Source organism: Psychrobacter nivimaris, from assembly GCF_009812035.1.
In the GTDB taxonomy this organism is placed as follows: domain Bacteria; phylum Pseudomonadota; class Gammaproteobacteria; order Pseudomonadales; family Moraxellaceae; genus Psychrobacter; species Psychrobacter nivimaris.
Map to the genome: position 1 here is coordinate 1 of NZ_VZIZ01000031.1, position 19,365 is coordinate 19,365.

Annotated in this window: 16 protein-coding genes; 5 read left to right on the forward strand and 11 right to left on the reverse strand. The window is 44.4% G+C overall.

The window, feature by feature from the left end:
• Both FQV37_RS11250 and rimI read left to right on the forward strand, forming a co-directional pair.
• The coding region (locus tag FQV37_RS11250) for an EF-Tu C-terminal domain-related protein (RefSeq protein WP_478009640.1) at positions 1-118 on the forward strand (118 nt) is incomplete at its 5' end.
• 198 nt (positions 119-316) lie between these two features.
• Positions 317-811: a ribosomal protein S18-alanine N-acetyltransferase gene (rimI, locus tag FQV37_RS11255; protein WP_160023049.1), complete on the forward strand. Its 495-nt coding sequence runs from the start codon at positions 317-319 to the stop codon at positions 809-811.
• A 259-nt stretch (positions 812-1,070) separates the two neighbouring features.
• Here the strand turns inward: rimI and FQV37_RS11260 are convergent, their stop codons facing one another.
• The 3 genes from FQV37_RS11260 to trxB are packed head-to-tail and all read right to left on the reverse strand — an operon-like array spanning position 1,071 to position 3,364.
• Positions 1,071-1,505 (reverse strand): MerR family transcriptional regulator, encoded by a 435-nt coding sequence (locus FQV37_RS11260; protein ID WP_101204974.1) that lies wholly within the window; start codon positions 1,503-1,505, stop codon positions 1,071-1,073.
• A 29-nt stretch (positions 1,506-1,534) separates the two neighbouring features.
• The gene (gene aat / locus FQV37_RS11265) at positions 1,535-2,341 is read right to left on the reverse strand and encodes a leucyl/phenylalanyl-tRNA--protein transferase (protein WP_160023051.1); all 807 of its coding nucleotides are present in this window, start codon (positions 2,339-2,341) and stop codon (positions 1,535-1,537) included.
• The gene (gene trxB, locus FQV37_RS11270; RefSeq protein ID WP_160023053.1) at positions 2,342-3,364 is read right to left on the reverse strand and encodes a thioredoxin-disulfide reductase; all 1,023 of its coding nucleotides are present in this window, start codon (positions 3,362-3,364) and stop codon (positions 2,342-2,344) included.
• Between the two features lie 547 nt (positions 3,365-3,911).
• On the opposite strand from trxB, the gene FQV37_RS11275 reads away from it, so the two are divergent.
• Both FQV37_RS11275 and FQV37_RS11280 read left to right on the forward strand, forming a co-directional pair.
• Positions 3,912-7,283 (forward strand): DNA translocase FtsK, encoded by a 3,372-nt coding sequence (locus FQV37_RS11275; RefSeq protein ID WP_205962090.1) that lies wholly within the window; start codon positions 3,912-3,914, stop codon positions 7,281-7,283.
• A gap of 339 nt (positions 7,284-7,622) precedes the next feature.
• The gene (locus FQV37_RS11280; protein ID WP_160023055.1) at positions 7,623-9,116 is read left to right on the forward strand and encodes an amidase; all 1,494 of its coding nucleotides are present in this window, start codon (positions 7,623-7,625) and stop codon (positions 9,114-9,116) included.
• Between the two features lie 31 nt (positions 9,117-9,147).
• Here FQV37_RS11280 and FQV37_RS11285 read toward each other — a convergent pair whose 3' ends face one another.
• The 8 genes from FQV37_RS11285 to dapC all read right to left on the reverse strand — a co-directional run bounded on the left by FQV37_RS11285 (position 9,148) and on the right by dapC (position 18,379).
• Positions 9,148-10,038 (reverse strand): DODA-type extradiol aromatic ring-opening family dioxygenase, encoded by an 891-nt coding sequence (locus FQV37_RS11285; RefSeq protein WP_160023057.1) that lies wholly within the window; start codon positions 10,036-10,038, stop codon positions 9,148-9,150.
• An 85-nt stretch (positions 10,039-10,123) separates the two neighbouring features.
• Entirely contained in the window at positions 10,124-10,612 is a 489-nt protein-coding gene (rlmH, locus tag FQV37_RS11290; protein ID WP_160023059.1) for a 23S rRNA (pseudouridine(1915)-N(3))-methyltransferase RlmH, read from the reverse strand.
• 85 nt (positions 10,613-10,697) lie between these two features.
• A complete protein-coding gene (locus FQV37_RS11295; RefSeq protein ID WP_160023061.1) occupies positions 10,698-11,234 on the reverse strand; it encodes a DUF421 domain-containing protein in 537 nt (178 codons plus the stop codon).
• A 185-nt stretch (positions 11,235-11,419) separates the two neighbouring features.
• Positions 11,420-11,905: an ABZJ_00895 family protein gene (locus FQV37_RS11300; protein WP_160023063.1), complete on the reverse strand. Its 486-nt coding sequence runs from the start codon at positions 11,903-11,905 to the stop codon at positions 11,420-11,422.
• Between the two features lie 69 nt (positions 11,906-11,974).
• Positions 11,975-14,017, reverse strand: a complete 2,043-nt coding sequence (locus tag FQV37_RS11305) for a D-alanyl-D-alanine carboxypeptidase/D-alanyl-D-alanine-endopeptidase (RefSeq protein ID WP_160023065.1) — start codon at positions 14,015-14,017, stop codon at positions 11,975-11,977.
• Positions 14,018-14,340: 323 nt separating this feature from the next.
• A complete protein-coding gene (locus FQV37_RS11310; protein WP_160023067.1) occupies positions 14,341-14,946 on the reverse strand; it encodes a 3'-5' exonuclease in 606 nt (201 codons plus the stop codon).
• 82 nt (positions 14,947-15,028) lie between these two features.
• Complete coding sequence (locus FQV37_RS11315) at positions 15,029-16,996, reverse strand: DUF294 nucleotidyltransferase-like domain-containing protein (protein ID WP_160023069.1); 1,968 nt, start codon at positions 16,994-16,996, stop codon at positions 15,029-15,031.
• A gap of 153 nt (positions 16,997-17,149) precedes the next feature.
• Positions 17,150-18,379 (reverse strand): succinyldiaminopimelate transaminase, encoded by a 1,230-nt coding sequence (gene dapC / locus FQV37_RS11320; protein WP_160023071.1) that lies wholly within the window; start codon positions 18,377-18,379, stop codon positions 17,150-17,152.
• A gap of 261 nt (positions 18,380-18,640) precedes the next feature.
• Here dapC and FQV37_RS11325 point away from each other — a divergent pair, with 261 nt between their 5' ends.
• The gene (locus FQV37_RS11325) at positions 18,641-19,312 is read left to right on the forward strand and encodes a hypothetical protein (protein ID WP_160023073.1); all 672 of its coding nucleotides are present in this window, start codon (positions 18,641-18,643) and stop codon (positions 19,310-19,312) included.
• Positions 19,313-19,365 lie beyond the last annotated feature (53 nt).

Sequence of the window (19,365 nt, forward strand, 5' to 3'; positions counted from 1 at the left end):
CGTTGAGATGGGCGTAGAGCTTATCCACCCAATCGCTATGGACAAAGGTCTTCGCTTCGCTATTCGTGAAGGCGGCCGTACTGTAGGCGCTGGTGTTGTTGCTAACGTATTGAACTAATCCTTAAGTCTCAGCAATGAGCTTATAAATTAGTCATAAAAAAGGCCATCCTATCTAGGGTGGCCTTTTTTTATTGAGAAATATTGATTGTATAAGTACAGGGCTACATGAATAAGCGTGTGGCAAGCTCTACACGTATCATCTAAGTATAATGTAATAATAAAAACAGCTTAATCATAATCGTGTAAAAGGAACGTCATGTTTGCGATAGAAGTATTACCAACGAATGCAGTAGAACTCGAATACGTCATTCAAACTGTCGCTAATATAGAAGCGACGGTGCAACCAGATGATGCTTGGAATCAGAAAACATTGGCTGAATTGCTTGAACAAGACAGTATTCGTCTGCTGATTGCTTACGATCAAGCCAAAGAAGATAGTACTTCTTACCGTGAGATAGTTGGCTATTGCTTATATCAAACAACTTTTGAGCAAGCAGAGGTGTTACGTATCGGAACTGATCCAAAGTACCAACGCCAAGGTATCGCTTCGCAGGTATTGAATAAACTGCATGAGCTGTTACAGATTAATCAGGTAGAGAGTCTTTTGTTAGAAGTACGTGCAGACAATACAGCGGCGATAGCGTTATACGAGCAACAAGCATTTAGCATCATTCATAGACGCAAAGGCTATTATAAAGTGCCACATAAACCAGCAGTCGATGCATTAATCATGCAGCATACTTATATTTAATGAAGTGAGTAAAGCTTAGGGCGTGTCCTCAATTCAAACGAGTGTCCTCTAAATGGGCTAAAAACAGCTAAATTTTGCCAAACATCGTCAAATAGTTGGTCAATATCTCGATATTATCTGCACTATTTTCCTCGTTTGACGGCAATTTATCTCATTTTTATCACCATTTTTAAAATGAGGACACGCCCTAATAAAAAATAAACGGCGATGATAAAAGTAGCTATAACAGCTATGATATAAAAGCAGAATTAACTAAGCTTTATTGCAAAGGAATTTTCTTTTTACAGACTTCCACATCAAGCTGATAATCACTATCGGCTTTCATTCGACCTAAAATATCCAAGCGTTCGCTCAGTAACTCCACCATTATGCTGATATTGGCTTGCTGTTTTTTAACCTGTTCTAGTTTTTGCTGTGTTAGTACAAGCTGCGAATCAATATCCAAGTGACCATCATAATAATCATTCAAGCTATTTTTGATTTCGGTAAGGGTGAAGCCAATAGCTTGCGCACTTTTGATCAGCTCTATGCGTTCGATACATTCTGGATGAAATTCGGTATATAGACGGGAGCCTGCCTGACGCTTGCGAGATTTTAGCAGGCCTAATTGCTCGTAATGGCGAACCGTATCTTTGGTCGTATTGGCCTTTGCTGCTAGCTCTCCAATCAATAGAAACGATGTATCAAGTGCCATAATAACCTCTTATTTTTTCGCTATGATAATCATAACTCTAGTTGCCAAGGCGACTCGCTATCCAGTAGCGATACGGATAACGATTTATGAGAATGCTTTTGCCATGGCACAGACTGGCTGCCAATTAGGTTGTCTAACTGAGTCAGAAAGTCAGCACGCGGTAAGGTAGTGGCACCTAAGCTCATTAAATGATCGTTCGGTAGCTGACAGTCGACGAGTGCGACATTACTTTGTTCACATAAGCGCATCAGACCCCAAAACGCTAGCTTTGACGCATTAGATGCTCGATGAAACATTGATTCACCAAAATAGATGCCGTTTATTTTTAACCCGTATAATCCGCCAATCAGTTGACCTGCTTCGTCCCAAACTTCAATGCTATGAGCAAAGCCTTGCGCATGCAATTTGGTATAAGCTTCGATCATCTCATCATGAATCCAAGTATGCTCGCCTTCAGGCTGATTGTCATTAAGGCTATCGCTACGTGGTAAGCTACAGGAATGTATGACATCGTCAAAAGCTTGATTAAGCGTCACTTGCCAACGTTCGCGATTTGCTTGCTTACGTAGAGACTTACTCGGTTGATAGGCAGATGGGATGATCACACAACGCGGCTCGGGACACCACCAAGCAATAGGCTCATCTTCGTTAAACCAAGGAAACAGCCCTTGAGCATAGGCTGATATCAGCGTTTCGGGTGCCAGATCACCGCCCATAGCGACGATGCCAATGCCATCAGGATCGATAGAAATGGGATCGGGAAAGTCATAACGCCCAAGACTTTTTAAAGTCTCAGGCGTAATGTGTTTTTCGTGCTGTTGAGTAAAGTTGCCCATTTAGGCTTCTTTATCTGCAGTTAGGGTTGAATCGTAAGTGTGATCACGAGCGACGATTTCGCCCAGTGCATCCAAGTACTTTTCAGCATCCAGCGCAGCCATACAGCCAGTGCCGGCAGAAGTGATGGCTTGACGGTAAACGTGATCAGCTACGTCACCTGCGGCAAACACACCTTCGATACTGGTCTGAGTAGCATTACCATTCAAGCCACTATTAACGATCAGATAGCCATCTTTCATATCCAATTGATCTTTGAACAAGTCAGTGTTTGGCTTATGACCAATAGCGACAAACATACCCATTGTATCTAGTTGTTTAGTGCTGCCATCAATCATAGATTCGATGACGACGCCATTGACGCCCATGTCATCACCGACGACTTCTTTTACTTGGTGGTTCCATTCGATTTTGACATTACCATTTTTGGCTTTTTCAAATAGCTTGTCTTGCAAGATTTTTTCAGAGCGTAGGCTGTCACGGCGATGCACTAAGGTCACTTCAGACGCAATATTAGATAAGTACAAAGCTTCTTCAACCGCTGTATTACCACCACCAATTACCGCAACTTTTTGGTTTTTATAAAAGAAACCATCACAAGTAGCGCAGGCTGATACACCAAGCCCTCTGAATTTAGTCTCTGATTCTAGTCCCAAGTACTGTGCAGAGGCACCAGTTGAGATAATGAGCGCGTCACAAGTATAGCTACCGTTGTTACCTGTCAATTGAAAAGGACGCTCATTTAGGTTTACTTCATTGATATGATCGTAGACTAGCTCAGTACCGAAACGTTCAGCATGTGCTTTCATACGTTCCATCAACGCAGGACCTGTCAAATCATGCGCATCGCCTGGCCAGTTGTCGACTTCAGTAGTGGTGGTTAATTGTCCACCGACTTCCATACCAGTAACCATAACTGGCTTAAGGTTAGCGCGTGCTGCATAAACTGCTGCAGAGTAGCCAGCAGGGCCTGAGCCTAAAATAATGAGCTTTTCGTGACGTGGAGCAGTAGTGTCAGTTGCCATGAGTTGTTCCTTGCTAAATATACGAATTAAAAATGTAAGTTATAAATATAATAAAAGACGAATATCAAAAATGACTACGAATATGCTTCTTCTAATTGCTGTGTGATAATAACATAAGGGCACAGCGTACAAAGTGCAAGTTTGCTAAAACAAACACAGGTATCATTAGAATCAAAGAATAAATAACTTTAGAACATAAGTGCGAAAACGGAGACTATTTTATAGAATCTAGGCAATACAGTTAGCCATATTTTTCCACTATTGTTTCGCTAACCAGCTGTTTTCTTGGACAAAGTGTTTACTGATTTACTTTCTTACACGCTTTCTTGAGAAGACTGTCGCCACTGCACCTATGTATTTGTTATTATAAGAAGTTATGCCAAGTGTAGTAGGAGCCAAGCGATAACGGTTGTTTCAAGGCTCTACAATCGGCACATGCCAAACAAACACTTCGCTCGGTACATTTATGTCAACACTTTATGTCAGCATGATTAGGCTTAGTCATGCATTGGCGACCATTTAGTATTAATAACAAGGCAGATCTTACGTGATATCAGCACCGCTTATTGAGTATTTAAAAAAGGGAATGTTTACCCTCCTTGGGTTAATACTGGCCGTTTATCTGTTCGTCATTTTGATGACTTACACAGGCAACGATCCTAGCTGGTCGCACATCAGTAGTGATATGACTACGATTAATAACATGGGCGGCGAGGCAGGCGCATGGCTATCCGATTTGCTTTATAGCTTTTTTGGGTTTGGTGCTTGGTGGTTTTTGGCGTTTGTGGTTTATGAATCTATCTTGATTTGGTGGGAAAACAAGCCAACATTTTGGCTCATGCGATTGGTCGCTTATGTGTTTTTACTATTAAGTGCTAGCGCATTATTTGCACAATTGGTCTCTTTAGTTCAACAAGTCACGAACCCTGACGCAATCGGCCTCGAAGGTGTCGCTGGTGGCATTATCGGGCTAGAGTTACAGGCGCGTTTGGCACAGCTGCTATCGCAGTGGGGGAGTGTGGTTTTCTTAGCAGTATTTGTTGTGATTACCGCTACGTTTGCCTTTAATATCCATTGGATGACGATATATCAAAAGGTTCGTGCGCTATCGTGGCTTGGTTCAGGTGTAAAAAGTCAGGATGCTGTCGACGCTACTGAACCAAGTAGTACATTACAAGATAATAGCCAGAACTTAGATGAAACGGTAGATAAGAAAGTAGAGCATGAGCAGCTGCCATTGGAGTTACAGTCTGCTGAAAATACTAGCGTTACTCAAGACGTCAGCAGTAGCGGACGTTTCGGTAGTGTCTTGTCAGACTTTTTGGCAACCTCAGGATTGGCAGATAGTGTCAAAGCCTCTGTCATCGCAGCAAAAGCAGCGGCGACACCTAATAGCTCAAAAGGTGAGCAGGTAGATATCGATACAGGCTCGTTTAGTAACTCTACTGACGATACGGTTAATAGTACAGTCCAGCCAGTGTCACTAAACTTGACTGCACCTATTGCTCGCAAAGTTGAGCCAAGCTTTGCGTGGAATGATGCCAATACGGTCGATGACTTACTTGCAAGTGAGCAAATGGCTTACAGCGCCAATAGTATGGGCAGTTCCGCTATGCCTGTACCCAACTATTCCCAAACGGGTACTAGTACCACGGCAACGTTAGAGAAAGTAGTACCTGCTACTGTGACCACTACAACGATGGAAGCGGTTGCTCAACCAGTTGTATATGATAAAGAACCACTAGCTCAGTCATCAGTTGATGAGTCAGTGCACAGCGATTTGACCAGTCAACCAGTCGTTGAACCTGCTGATCCTAAAATCTCTATGATAAATGAGACTGCGGAAGTAGATAAGTTGGCAGAAGCATGGTTGGCAGAGCATACTGATATATCAGAACCTGAGGAATCTGTTGTAGAAAAGTATGAAGACTCTAAGCCTGTTCAGGAAACTGTAGCAGCTGAGCCAATATTACCAGAGAAGACGCCAGAACCTATCGTAGAAGAGCCTATTAGTTTTGCACAGGATTCAGCTAATCAACTGTCTGATACGCCTGTAGAGTTGCCACAGACTAATAATGCGTCAATAGTCTCTGAGCCTGAAGTCGTTCCGGTAACAGTAAAGACTGAGCCTGCATTGTCAGATATGTCAGACGTTTCAGACATGACACCAACCAATACGCCTCCTGCCAATCCAAAAGCAGCGCCAACGGTGGAAGTAACTAGCCCAGTCTCAAATGTGCAGCCTGAGCCTAAAACGCCCGCGCAACCATCTGTTAGTTTTGCTGTCCCAGAGGGCGATAGCAGCAACCATATCACCGATATGATGCCAGAGGACGACAGTGATGATGACACCAATGTACCGGTCATGCCGCATATTAGTGATGACGCAGCCTTCAGTCAAAAGTCGCGCTCGATGCAAACGGCAGCTTATCGCAGCAGTCTAACGCCTATTCCAGAAGTGTCTATATTGGATAAGCCAGATCCTGACCGCAAGCCTAGCTATACTGTGGCTGAGCTTGAAAAGTTGTCTGAGTTGTTAGAAATTAAGCTACAAGAATTTAATGTAAAAGCCTCTGTGGTTAATGCTATTCCAGGGCCTGTCGTCACCCGTTTTGAAGTAGAGCTGGCTGCTGGGGTGAAGGCTAGTAAAGTCACAGGTATCTCGCGTGATTTAGCGCGCTCACTATCGATGGCTTCTTTGCGTGTGGTAGAAGTGATTCCGGGTAAACCGTATATCGGTATCGAAGTGCCTAACAAGAAACGTGAAATGGTACGCTTGATTGAACTGCTCAATACAGAAACGTTCAAAGACCCGAAAGCGCAGATTAGCATGGCAATGGGTAAAGACATTGGTGGTAACCCAATCATTACCGACCTTGCGCGTGCGCCGCATATGCTAGTCGCTGGTACCACAGGTTCTGGTAAATCAGTATTGGTCAACTCAATGCTACTATCGATGCTACTCAAATATACACCCAATGAGCTGCGTCTTATCTTGATTGATCCAAAGCAGCTTGAGCTTGCTAACTATAACGATATTCCGCATTTGCTAACGCCAGTAGTCACCGATATGACGGAAGCCGCTAGTAGCTTGTCATGGTGTGTGGCTGAGATGGAGCGACGCTATCAATTGATGAGTTTGCTAAAGGTTCGTAAGCTCAATGAGTTTAATAAGAAAGTCATTGCGGCGGAAAAATCAGGCAATCCAATGCTCGATCCTCTATGGCGTCCGAATGACAGCGTAAGTATTAGCCAAGCACCTAAGCTAAAAACACTACCCATGATTGTCATTGTCGCGGATGAGTTTGCCGATATGATTATGCAGGTCGGTAAACAAGCCGAAGAGCTCATCACACGTTTGGCGCAAAAATCGCGTGCTGCAGGTATTCATTTAATGCTAGCGACTCAGCGTCCGTCAGTCGATGTCATTACGGGTCTGATCAAAGCAAACATCCCAGTGCGTGCGGCACTAAGAGTCAACTCAAAAGTCGATTCACGTACGATTCTAGATAGTGGCGGTGCTGAGGACATGCTGGGTAACGGCGATATGTTGTTCTTAGGGCCAGGGCAGATTGAGCCAGATCGTGTGCATGGTGCTTATGTCAGTGACGAAGAAGTTAACCGTGTCTGTGATGCGTGGCGTGAGCGCGGTGCCCCTGATTATATTGATAATATGGCAGGCAACTTTGAATTGTCTAGCCCAGGCGGTAGTAGTACAGCCAACGCCTCTGGTGAAGATGATGATTTATATAATGATGCCGTGGCCTTTATCATGGAAACACGTAAAGTGTCTGCCTCAAGCATTCAGCGTAAATTCAGCATCGGCTATAACCGTGCCGCTCGTATTGTTGACTCTATGGAAGAAGCTGGATTGGTCAGCTCGATGGGCAAAAGTGGTAAACGTGAACTATTGATGTAGGATCAATTCTTAAATTGATGACGAAAAAGCGAGTCATGAGAATGGCTCGTTTTCTTATGGAAGAAACTTAATAATGCTTTCATAAATTGAGGGTTTAGAAGTAAGTATTTATTATTAAATACGTTCTAGGGCGCGAAGAGTAGATTCTCATATTAGCTCCTTAACTAGCGAAATCCACAACTAGCGAAATTGACCAGATGACTAACGAGTCCGTTTATCAAATATCAGGCACGGTTTTTTATACTAAACTGAGAGGAGTTGATGAAAAATAGTCGTCAGTTTTAGAAAGTATGAGTGCTATGTAGTCTTAATAAAATTACTCTCCAAGGAAGGTTAGTTATGTTTAAAGAATATACTCAGTATGATGGGCTCGCCTTAGCGGCATTGGTCAATTCAGGTGAGGTTAGCGCAAAGGAATTGCTAGACGCTGCTGTCCATCAAGCCAATCAAATCAACCCTAAGCTAAATGCTATCGTGCATCGTTTTGATGAGCGTGCTTACAATGCTGCGCAGGCGGGTTTGCCTTCAGGTGTATTTACTAGCGTGCCGTATTTGCTAAAAGATTTATCATTTAGCTTCGCCGACGAGCCGATTACGATGGGCAGTCGCAGCGTCAATATCATTTCAGAAAAAGACAGTGAAATCGTCAAACGGATGAAAGCGACAGGTGTCAATACCTTTGGTAAGACTAATACTCCTGAGTTTGGTTTGATTATCACCACTGAGCCAAAAGCGCATGGCGCTACTCACAATCCTTTTAAAAAAGGCTACAGTTCTGGCGGCTCGTCCGGTGGTAGTGCAGCAGCAGTTGCGAGCGGTATTGTCCCGATGGCAGGCGGTGGTGACGGTGGCGGCTCGATACGTTTTCCATCTGCTTGGTGCGGTACGTTTGGGTTAAAGCCAAGCCGTGGACGTAATCCAATGGGCCCTAATCTTGGTGAATGCTGGGAGGGCGCAGTCGCTGACCATGTGATTACGCGTTCAGTGCGCGATAGTGCGGCGATGCTAGATGCCACTAGTGGAGCAGAGATTGGTGCCCCTTACGTTATAGCTCCGCCAGACGGTACTTTTTTGCAAGCGGCAATGCGTGCACCGCGAAAGCTAAAAATCGCTTTGCATCAGCAGCCTTTGATAGCTAATACGACAGTGGACAAGGAGGTACTGGCGATACTTGAGCAAACGGCTAAGCAATTAGAGTATATGGGGCATGAAGTAGTACCAGCTGAGCCAAACATCAATATCGAGCAGTTTTGGCATGACTTTATCGTTGTGGTCTGCGCGCATACGGCTTTTACGATTGATAATATCGAGCGTGAGTTTGGGGCTAACCATATCAAAAACCTAGAGCCACAAACCTACAATATGGCGCTGCTTGGGCGTTCGCTATCAGCGGTTGATTTGGCACATGCCAAACATGGCTGGCATCATAGCCAGTATCAGACGGGTCTATTGCTAGAAGACTACGACATGATTTTATGCCCGACTGTGCCCACGCCTGCGGTAAAGCATGGTGTACTACCGCCGAGTCGTATGGATGAGATGATGATGCGTAGCGCCGAGGTGCTTAACAAGGGTTTTAATATGGGTAGATATGCCTTTAGCTCAGGCATGATAGAAAAGCTAAGCGCACCTGTATTAGGTAAAATGGGCTTTACGCTATTGGGTAATGTTACGGGGTTACCCGCGATGTCAGTACCCGTAGGTATGAGCAAAAAAGGCCTACCGATTGGCATGCAATTAATCGGGCGTATGAATGATGAAGCGACATTATTCAGTGTGGCGGGCGAGATGGAGCGCGCAGGTTTATTTACCAAACACGCTTTTGAGAAGTAGGATTGAATTCTATAGTTTGGATTGATAACACTCAATCAAAGCGATAAATATCCATACCCAAACTATGATGGGCCATACTTTGATGAACGACAGAGACGCGCTGACCAGTACCTAATGCAAAAAATAACGGTAGCAAGTGCTCATCACTTGGATGAATGTCTTTGTAGTCTGGGTATTGCTGCCAATCGAGCGCCGTGGGAATGTCTATTTTAAGCTGCTGTAACAACCATTGTTTAAACGTTTTGGCTGTTTGATCGATGCTGTCAGCTTCCCAGCGCAATGCTTGCAAATTATGCGTAATATTACCTGAGCCAATGACGAGGATTTGCTCATCACGTAGGTGTGCCAACTGCGCGCCTAACTGATAGCAGGCGATACTGTCATAATGCTGCGGCAGTGATATCTGTACGATAGGCACATCGCCTTCTGGGTACAGGTGTCTGAGCGGCGCCCACACACCATGATCACAGGCACGTACTGGATTGACACTACAAGTGATACCACGTGCGGTCAGCTGCTGCGCAAGTGTCTCAGCCAGTGCTGGCTGGCCTATAGCAGGATACTGAATGTCGTAAAGTTCAGGCGAAAACCCTGAAAAGTCATGCCACGTCTTTGGCTGTGGATTACTACTAATCTCAAGCTTTGCTGACTGCCAATGCGCTGACATAATGACGATGGCACGTGGCTTAGGTAGGTTTTGACCGATACGTGCCAGTGCACTGGTCGTCGCAGACTGCTCAATTGCAAGAGTAGGCGCGCCATGCGAGATGAAGAGCGCTGGCAGCTTAGATGTATTCGTCGCTACATCAGACGTATTTTCCCATGCGGCAGCCGCTGTGATAGGCGTCTGCACATTATGATGGTCATTACGTTGATGAGTGGGCTTAAAGGCGTTAGGTGTCGCACGTTTTGGATATTTCATGTTGCATTTATTAGGGCGTGCGCCAGTTTTTCAATCTATTTTAGGGTTGATGTTCCAAATCAAAAAAAACAGCTCAGTATTTTATTTAATTACCACGGTGATAAGGGTGGTTATTATTGATACTCATCGCGCGATACAATTGCTCCATAAGTACGACGCGTACTAGCGGATGTGGCAATGTCAGTGCCGATAGTGATAACTTTGCATCGGCCTTTGCTAATACTTCTGGTGAGACGCCATCTGCACCGCCAATGACCAAGGCAATATCATCGCCTTGTTGCATGCCATCTGCGAGCTTATCAGCCAGTCCTTCGGTCGAAATCATCTTACCTTTGACATCTAGCACCCATAATTGCTCGCGGCTTGATGCATTATGAGCGGCTAATATAGCCTGACCTTCTTGCTCACGGTACTGTGCCAAATTAGCATCTGAAGGATTTTTTGCCCGCTTGGCTGCCGCAATCTCGACAATTTCTGTGCTTAGCATCGGTTGAATGCGTTTGTAATACTCGTCAAAACCCGTCTGTACCCAGCTAGGCATTTTATTGCCAACGGTCAAAATTCTTACTTTCATAATGCTTACCATCTCGATAACTAAATTCAAGCTTACTAGGGTGTGTTCTTAATAGTTGTATCGTTCGTTCTTTATTGTCTGCAATTTACATCAGAGGGTTAATCGTCTCTGATACGTTGCTACTTGCGCTTTGATCGTCCGCTTGGCTTGGCTTTGGAATGACAGTCAGCTTTGCATCAGACTCAAAGACAATGGCTTCGACATCATCAAAGCTATTAACCCCTTCAGTACGCATGGCACATTCGATTTCCTGACGCGTCAAACGTTCATCACGCATGGCGTCTGGCAAAAACTGCCCTTGATAAAAAACGATACGCGGCTCTGATAAAATAAAGTTACTAAATTGCGGTGAAACAGACGCATATTTGGTCACTACAAATTGCAATAGATACAATACTAAAATAGACGACACCCCTTCAACAAAGGGGATGTCCTTAAGCAAAATCGTACTGGCACCTAACGAACCGATCATGACCGTCACGATCCAATCGAAGTTGTTAAGCTGTGACGTTGAGCGTTTGCCAGAGATTTTGGTGACTGTCACGATTAACACGTAAACCATAACAGTCGTCAAAACAATACGACCAAGCTTGTCTATGTTGTCAAAAAAGATCATGTCCATAATGTTCGCTCCTATTATAAAGGTAAAACAAGTCATCGCTAAAATACTACTTACTAGGGCGCGTCTTACTTTGTCTCATTTTTAGTACTATTCTTAAAATAATGACACGCCTTAAACTTAGCCTAACGGATTTTACGCATTAGCAGGGGAAAACTTTGTAGCACCTTGTAGATGATGGTTTGTACTTACGTTGATTTGCGTATAGGGTCTAATAATCGATTGATAGACCATAGACTGATTCGCGCACTGACTAGAGTGAGAACCAGCATCAGCATCAGTGATGAAAGCAGGGGCAGTGGACGCTGCATCGCCATCTCGAACAGGACCTCACGGCTTATCGTATCAAACAGCCAAAACCAGATGGCTGAAAAATAAATGACCGTCAGCATCCAGACAATCATAACCCCACCAAACATCAACTTATTAATCTCATCTCGTGCTAATGCTCGCTTCTGATGTTTGATAAATTTACTGACAGCGATATAAGCACCCACGATAATAGAAACCACCATGACCAGTTGTGGATTGAGCGCAAGTTTGGTCTGTATCATCATAAATATGGTACTGGCAAGCGTGTATCCAATCGCAAAAAAACCGACATATCGAGCCAGTTTGGGCTGCACTTGTACAAGCGTTTGGGGTTTGTTAAGACTGGTTGTCTGGCGTGACATAAGCTAACCTTTATAAAGGTAAAAAATAGAGTATGGATGATACAACGTCTTAAAGCGTTAATTAAAATATCAACGCTGTGCCGTCCAGTCGAGCATGGCATCTAATACAGGTCGCGCTGCATAAGGATTTAATGCTTGATCAGTATTGATTATGCCGACGACAACATAATCCTGTCCTGACAGTCCTTTAACATAACCTGCCATTGAAGTGACGTTATTTAACGTACCAGTTTTTATCCATGCACGACCAGTGGCTGTTGATTCAGGCAAGCGATCGCTATGAGCGGCAATAGTGCCACTAACCCCAGAGACACCTAATGAATCGACATAGGCATTAAAATTTGGTCGACTGTAAGCATAAGTCAGTAGCTCGCTTAGGTTGGCGGCAGTGATAGTACACTCACGGCAAAGTCCTGATCCATTGGTCAAGTAAGGCGGCGGCGTACTGAGATTGGCTTGCCACCATTGATTGATGGTTTGTAAGGCTGCAGGGTAATCTGTTGTAGCAGGTTTACCAAACTGATATAAGCTATCAGCCTTTTTGCCACTAGATTTAACAGCCGCTACTTTATTATCCACCTCATTATTAGTGCTGGCTTCATGACTGCTTGGATTAGTGGCAGTTGTGCTAGAAGGTGTTGAATGAGTCAGCCTTTCTTTATCATAAGCGCCTATAGATAGCGCCACTTGCTCAGCCATGACATTGTTTGAGAAGTGGTTAATGTCATGAATCTGCTCGGTTAAATTCAACGACGGATAGCTGACCATAGGTAGAGGAGACATCGCGATAGCCGTAAGTCCGTGCGCTCGTTTCGTCGTCTTGGTCATCTCGTAAGGGGTTTCTTGCGAGATGACCTGCCCACTCAAAGTATTCCCTAGTGCTTGCCATTTGGCAGCGATGACGTGTGCTGCAAACTCTTTGGCATTGGGATACGCCACGTAAAAAACATGCTCACCGCAGCTCTCTGGGAGACTAGCATTTAACACAAGCTGCGTGTTTTGCCACTGCGGCGCTAGGCTATAGCTTGCCTGCCCACAACTGGCTGCACGGGTATTGATTGTAGCAGGCAGCTGATAATTGGCTAACCGCGGCTTATAGGTCACACTTGCTTGGCCGTTATCTTGAGGGTAAGTTTTGATACCAATGGTGCTAAAGTTAACCAACAACCCATCTGGGCTGGCGTTATAGGGACGTAGCGGTGAGTTATCAAAGGCTGCAGGATCTTTACTAACATTGTTAAAAACAGCGCTGTCGATGATGATATCACCATCGATATGACGAATACCGGATGCTTGCACTTTATACAGCAACTGTTTTAAGCGCTCGTGGGTCATTTTTGGGTCGCCACTACCTTGAATGATCAAGTCACCATGTAGACGGTTGCCGATGATAAGGCCAGTATGATAAACCCGTGTATGCCACACAAAATCTGCCCCTAAAGTGTCCAAAGCGATAAAGCTAGGCACGAGTTTCATGGTGCTGGCAGGCGTACGAGGAATGTCAGACTGGTGATCTAGCAAAGGCGAAAATGAAATCTTTATAGAGGTTTTATTGTTGCTCGCGGTATCTTGTACTTTGACATTCTGATCAAGCGTATGCTGAGGTTCGTCAGGGATAACCGTTGGAATGCTCTCTACGCTCTGATAAGTATAAGGGTCATCGGTATAAGCATGTATTTTTCGCTCATGCTTCTCAATGGTGCGCTGCTCTATGGTCATTAAGGCGCTCTGGTGGCTCGGATCGCTGATACTTGTATCCGTAGAGGCGTCTGTAGTTGGATGCTCAGATACTATAGTAGTTGCAGATTGGCTGTCAGGTTCATCACTATCGATGACTTGAATAGGAGTAGGCAGACGGCTGGCAGTCTTGTCACCTACAGGTGTAATCACGATGCTGATATCCGCTTCTGTCAAGTCGGCACGCGCCAAGGCTTGTTGAATGGCTACTGGCAACACGGCTTGTGCATGTATTGGCGCTACTATAACCGCTGCCAATAACGCTAACCTAGATAGACGTTTATTAGGCCAGTCTAGCGGTCGCAAATGACGACAAAGCGTGGTGATTTTGGTTGCAGCAGCAGAGTAATGACAGCGTTTAGAAGGGTATCGCATGAGCATCTTTCATCAGGTGGCAAAAACAGCCTATGGTAACATGAGTTACTGTTTTCGCACACGATGTCAGCAGCATAATTTTAGGGCGTGACATCAATCTGAATAGTAAAATTTAAATGGGCTAAAAATGGCCAAATCTTTGCTAAACTGCGTCAAGTAGCTGGCTAATATCTCGATATTATCTGTACTCCTTTCCTTGTTTGACTGCCATTTACTTCATTTTTATCACCATTTTCAAAATGAGGACACGCCCTAGCGCTAACAACGCCCTTGTTTAGATAACTAACTCTAACTATAGATTGAACTGCGAGCATGCTTTACTGCTAACGCACATGCAAAAAAGCCATCGCCGTCATAACAGCATCGTTATAAGCATCATGCGCGCCCAGTTCAGGAATATTGTAATGGGCTAATATGCGATTCAGATGTTGGGCTTGGCCAGACAGCCCTTGTGTATGTCCACTGATACGCCGACTGTACAGATGACGCAAATCTATGACTTCGTTTGGTAGCGAGGTTCCCATATAGCGTTTGACCAAAGGATTTAGAAAAGCCATGTCTAGCTGTGTGCAGAATCCAACGATTGGTCGATTACCTATGAATGGTAGCAGCAGCGCCAACATGTCATCGTAACTCATGCCATGCTCAACATCGGCGGTACGCAAGCCATGAATGACAATAGTGTCGCGGTCTGGCATTACAGGAGGTCTGCAAACCAAATGCATGCCATTACTCGTGTCGATAGTATTACCATTAATATGTATCGCTGCTACAGACAGCAGGTGATGCTTTTTGGGGTTCAGTCCTGTCATTTCGCAGTCAATCGCCACCCACTGCTCAGCCAAAGGTGTCGTAAACATTGAGGCCAGCTCTGGACGCTGCAATTGTGTCTTTTGCCAAGCGCAAGATAACTGCTGTAACCAGCTCATATTGGTTGCTCATCCATCTATGTTATTTTTGTATTTATAAAATTTCTCTATTTATGAAGCCTCTGTACTAAGACTGCCACATTTATGCGATTTCTAGCTGATAGTGTTGACGCAATTGATTCTTAAAGCTTTTGACCACGGCCAGACACTCTTTGAGTAGGTCACGTTCAAGTGCAGTCAAAGTCGTAGGGTCTACTTGCCGTGCATGCTTATCGTCGGTCGAGAGCGCCACAGATAAGCGCTGCGCCATAAAAAATTCTAGTGCTTCTAGCAAAGTATCGGCGCGCTCTTGGGTCATAGCATCAACCTGTACTAGAGCCTTTAAACGCGCCTTGGTACTAGGCACATCGAGCACATTGTTTTCTAATGCTAAAGTGCGGATACCATGCACCAAAGGAAAAATACCGGCTTTTTTTAGATCAATGTCGGATGATGCTGATTTACCGCCTAGTAAAGGTACAAACTTCTGCCACCATTGATTAACATCGCCAAACTGTAGCGCTGCCCGTGCAAACTGCCTGACAAACATAGGGTCTGCTTTTTGATGAGCAAGCTTTAAATGCTGACGTACTTGAGTAAGCAGTGACTCATCGCCGCAGACGTATTCAGCATCTAGTATTGCAGACAAGTAAATACCATGCATCGGGTCGGAATTCCTAAACCATAGGCCAATTTGCGCAGTGAATTGCTTGAGCGGTTGTCGCCACATAGGATTGGTCATCATGATATTGCCATCACACAGTGGGTAGCCAAGCGTTGCTAAATGGCTATTAAAAGTATCAGCAAACTGTGCTAAATCGAGGTGTGTATAGCCATCACGAATGATGAGCGCGTTGTCTTGATCGGTACGCATGATTTGCTCACCGCGCCCTTCTGAACCCATAACGATAAGGCAGGTATTGGCCATCACTTCATCAGGTACGATTAGTTGCCATAGTTTGGTAAACACCTGCGCATTTAGCGTCTGTACCATACGACTGATATTGCCAATTTTGACACCATTGTGATGCTGTGATCGAATATAGCGACCGATCAGCTCAACAGCGGTATCTAGGCTCGATAAGTCCTGTGCCTGTTCGATTTGAATACTAATCAGCTGCGAATGATGGCCAATATGAGCGAGCATATCACTTTGCCCAAGCACACCGACGACATCACCACTCTGATCAACGACTGGCAGTCTATGAATACGATAGCGAGTCATGGTCAGCAGCGCATCGCCAATCTCATCACTGGCTTTGATCGTACGTAGATTGAAATTGGCATAGCGTTGACAAGGTGTGGTGGCAGGATTTTGTCTGTCGCTTACGGCGCGGCAGATATCAGTATCTGTCAAAATCCCTAAGAGTAATCTTGTCTCAAGTTGCGCTATTTGTGAGCCATCTAAGTCATTCAAATCATATAAGCTATGTAGCGGTCGGACCAGTACATGTTTTAATCCAGCTTTGGTCATGATGCGGGCCGCTTCGTACAAGCTATCATTGGCATCGACGATATGCACTGGTAATAGATGAATATCTATCACTGGTTGTAGCATGATCTGCTGTACTTCTTGTTGGTTGGTGTAGCTGGCAGGCTCTAGCGTTCTATTATGACGTCGCTGGCGCAATGCTTTTAATCGTTCAGGCAACTTGTCTGATAGTATTTGGCGTACCAGATGATTTTGCGCGCTGATTTTATCGATAGCAGTGCCAGAGACTTGGAGCAGTAACGTTTCTTCATTGGCGCGGAATTGATAGGGCTGTATAGGTGTACTTTCATGCTCTAGCTGATTATCCTTGGTAAGTGATTCAGGTAGGCGGCGGCTATCAAACCAATCATTATTGTTCAGACCGTCAGCATGATTGCTACCTACATAGGACGCGACAAACTCACCATCTAGTGATTGCTCGATTTGCCCTTTGATGACCACATATAGACATTGCAGTTCTTCTGCAGGCAAGCTCTCGTTTTTGGCAAGGTAGCGTATTTGTGTGTTTTTTCTAATGCTTTGACGCTCGGCTAAGCTCAGTACGTCAAAGGGCGGTTGGCTAAAGTCAAGATGGGGCACGGCATCATCCTTGATGGCATATTTTCGGTAGAGACTTTACTATAGCATTAATAAAACAAAAAGCCTCCAATAACCACAATATAAATAGGGTTATTGGAGGCTTTTTGCTACTGCGACATTTATTCCAGCTACATTAGATTTTTCTAATTAGCTTTAAGCGTTTAGTAGGCTGCGGATACGACTGATTGCTTTTCGGCTCTCATCGACACTCGCGACCAGAGCGATACGCACATAACCTTGTCCAGGATTATGACCATCAACTTCACGTGACAAATAGCGTCCTGCCAATGCATGGATATTGGCTTGCTCATACAGCGCTTTGACAAATATTTCATCATTACCATCGAACTGTTCAGGCACTTTGACCCAGAAGTAAAACCCAGCATCAGGCATGCGTAACTCTAGCAACTCCCCAAGCTCGGACATCCATAGGGCAAACTTCTCTTGGTATAGCGAGCGATTATGAGCGACGTGTTTTTCGTCTTGCCATGCAGCGATAGAGGCCAGCTGATGAGGTATCGGCATTGCACAGCCTTGGTAAGTGCGATATTGCAAATAAGCCTGCAAAATTTTGGCATCACCGGCCACAAATCCAGAGCGCAAACCCGGTAAGTTTGAACGTTTGGATAGAGAGTGGAACACGATACAGTTTTTGAAATCGCGGCGACCAAGGGCCGCACAAGCTTGGAGCAGTCCAATCGGTGCTGTATCAAAATACAGCTCGCTATAGCACTCGTCACTGGCAATAATAAAACCGTACTGATCTGACAGGCGAATGAGGTATTCCCAATCATCCATTGTCATGACGGCGCCTGTTGGATTGTTTGGGCTACAGACAAACAATAGCTGTGTACGCGTCCAGACGTCTTTTGGTACCGCGCGATAGTCACCTTTGTAGTCGTTATCTGATGTACAAGGGACAAAGTAAGGCGTTGCCTGTGCCAGTATCGCTGCGCCTTCATATATCTGATAAAACGGGTTGGGCATGACGACTGTAGGCAATGTGTTAGACGCTAGAGAATTGCTCTCTGTGTCAGCTACATCATGATCAACGACCGCTTGTACAAAGCTAAAAATCGCTTCTCGTGTGCCCATTACTGGTAATACTTGAGTATTGGCATCGACGTGATTAAGAAAAAACCGCTTCTCTAACCAGTGGGCGATAGTTTGACGGAGCTCAAACATACCGTTTGTGGTTGGATAACGACTTATTTTGTCCAAGTTTTCGCGTAGGACGTCCAGCACAAATGCAGGAGGCTCATGTTTTGGCTCGCCAATACCGAGCTTAATTTCACTGTAACCGTTGGCAGGCTTGCTATCGGCAAGCAAGGTTGCCATCTTTGCGAATGGATAAGGATGTAGATGCTTTAAGTTGTGATTCATAAGTGTGATAACTATAATAGACAATTAATAATAAAGTTATAAAGAAAATTTACATTAGAGCAGTGTAGCACTTCTCTAATTTTTTGTCCTTTTCTTCTTATATCGTGAATAGGCATTTACCAAGCGTAAGCTATTCATCATATGACTACCAAATAGGTAGTCGCTCAAAAGTCTTTTGAACCTTTCATAATTTATAACCTATAACAATATAAAAAATGACTACATCACAAACGTGGTAGATCGTTTTAAGGATAGTTTGATATGTCTAGTGTGTTAAATAATGATGATCTCATCGCTAAAGATATCAATAATGAAAAACTTGATAACAATTTACAGCGCTCTAACCTGTATAAACTGCTCAAAGAGCGTGAACAGAGCTGGTGGCAAGCGCGCCAACAACTGATCGAGCGTCAAGAAAAGAAAATGTTTTGGTATGGTGAAAACAGCCTAATTATGTGGCTATTATGGCAATTGGTCGGCTACGTGGTAGTGGCAATGGCCTTGATGCTGCTCAACAATATATTTGGTATCTCATTACCGCTATGGCAATACGTCTCTTTGTTTGTGATACAGACCATATTTTTTGTCAGTGCACTTGCTGCTAAAGGCCAGTTGGCAAATAAACTACAGCGCAAGATAGACAACGACGAGCTGATGCGCGAAGAGGCGCTCAACGAGATGATTATTTTGGCAGAAGATAGCCTGTATCCTGATGTACATGCCAAATCGCCTATTTCTTTAGAAGCCTTAGATTATTATCTAGATGGACAGTTTCACCTAGCAAGCTTGCAGTGTTTGCTACAAAAAGAAGTCGATGCTGGACGATTAATCATGGAGCAGCAGCCACCTGAAGTAGGTGTTTTGCCGCCAGAGCTTGCTGACGATGAATTGAACGAACATGCCAGCGAGATAACCTATAGAAGTACGTTATAAAACGTACTTCTATGATGACTATCAGACTACTTTTGCTAGTTAATATTCAAAAT

Coding starts and splice junctions, on each gene's coding strand:
- rimI (WP_160023049.1), top strand. CDS start 317: ATGTTTGCGATAGAAGTATTACCAACGAATGCAGTAGAACTCGAATAC.
- FQV37_RS11260 (WP_101204974.1), bottom strand. CDS start 1,505: ATGGCACTTGATACATCGTTTCTATTGATTGGAGAGCTAGCAGCAAAG.
- aat (WP_160023051.1), bottom strand. CDS start 2,341: ATGGGCAACTTTACTCAACAGCACGAAAAACACATTACGCCTGAGACT.
- trxB (WP_160023053.1), bottom strand. CDS start 3,364: ATGGCAACTGACACTACTGCTCCACGTCACGAAAAGCTCATTATTTTA.
- FQV37_RS11280 (WP_160023055.1), top strand. CDS start 7,623: ATGTTTAAAGAATATACTCAGTATGATGGGCTCGCCTTAGCGGCATTG.
- FQV37_RS11285 (WP_160023057.1), bottom strand. CDS start 10,038: ATGAAATATCCAAAACGTGCGACACCTAACGCCTTTAAGCCCACTCAT.
- rlmH (WP_160023059.1), bottom strand. CDS start 10,612: ATGAAAGTAAGAATTTTGACCGTTGGCAATAAAATGCCTAGCTGGGTA.
- FQV37_RS11295 (WP_160023061.1), bottom strand. CDS start 11,234: ATGGACATGATCTTTTTTGACAACATAGACAAGCTTGGTCGTATTGTT.
- FQV37_RS11300 (WP_160023063.1), bottom strand. CDS start 11,905: ATGTCACGCCAGACAACCAGTCTTAACAAACCCCAAACGCTTGTACAA.
- FQV37_RS11305 (WP_160023065.1), bottom strand. CDS start 14,017: ATGCGATACCCTTCTAAACGCTGTCATTACTCTGCTGCTGCAACCAAA.
- FQV37_RS11310 (WP_160023067.1), bottom strand. CDS start 14,946: ATGAGCTGGTTACAGCAGTTATCTTGCGCTTGGCAAAAGACACAATTG.
- dapC (WP_160023071.1), bottom strand. CDS start 18,379: ATGAATCACAACTTAAAGCATCTACATCCTTATCCATTCGCAAAGATG.
- FQV37_RS11325 (WP_160023073.1), top strand. CDS start 18,641: ATGTCTAGTGTGTTAAATAATGATGATCTCATCGCTAAAGATATCAAT.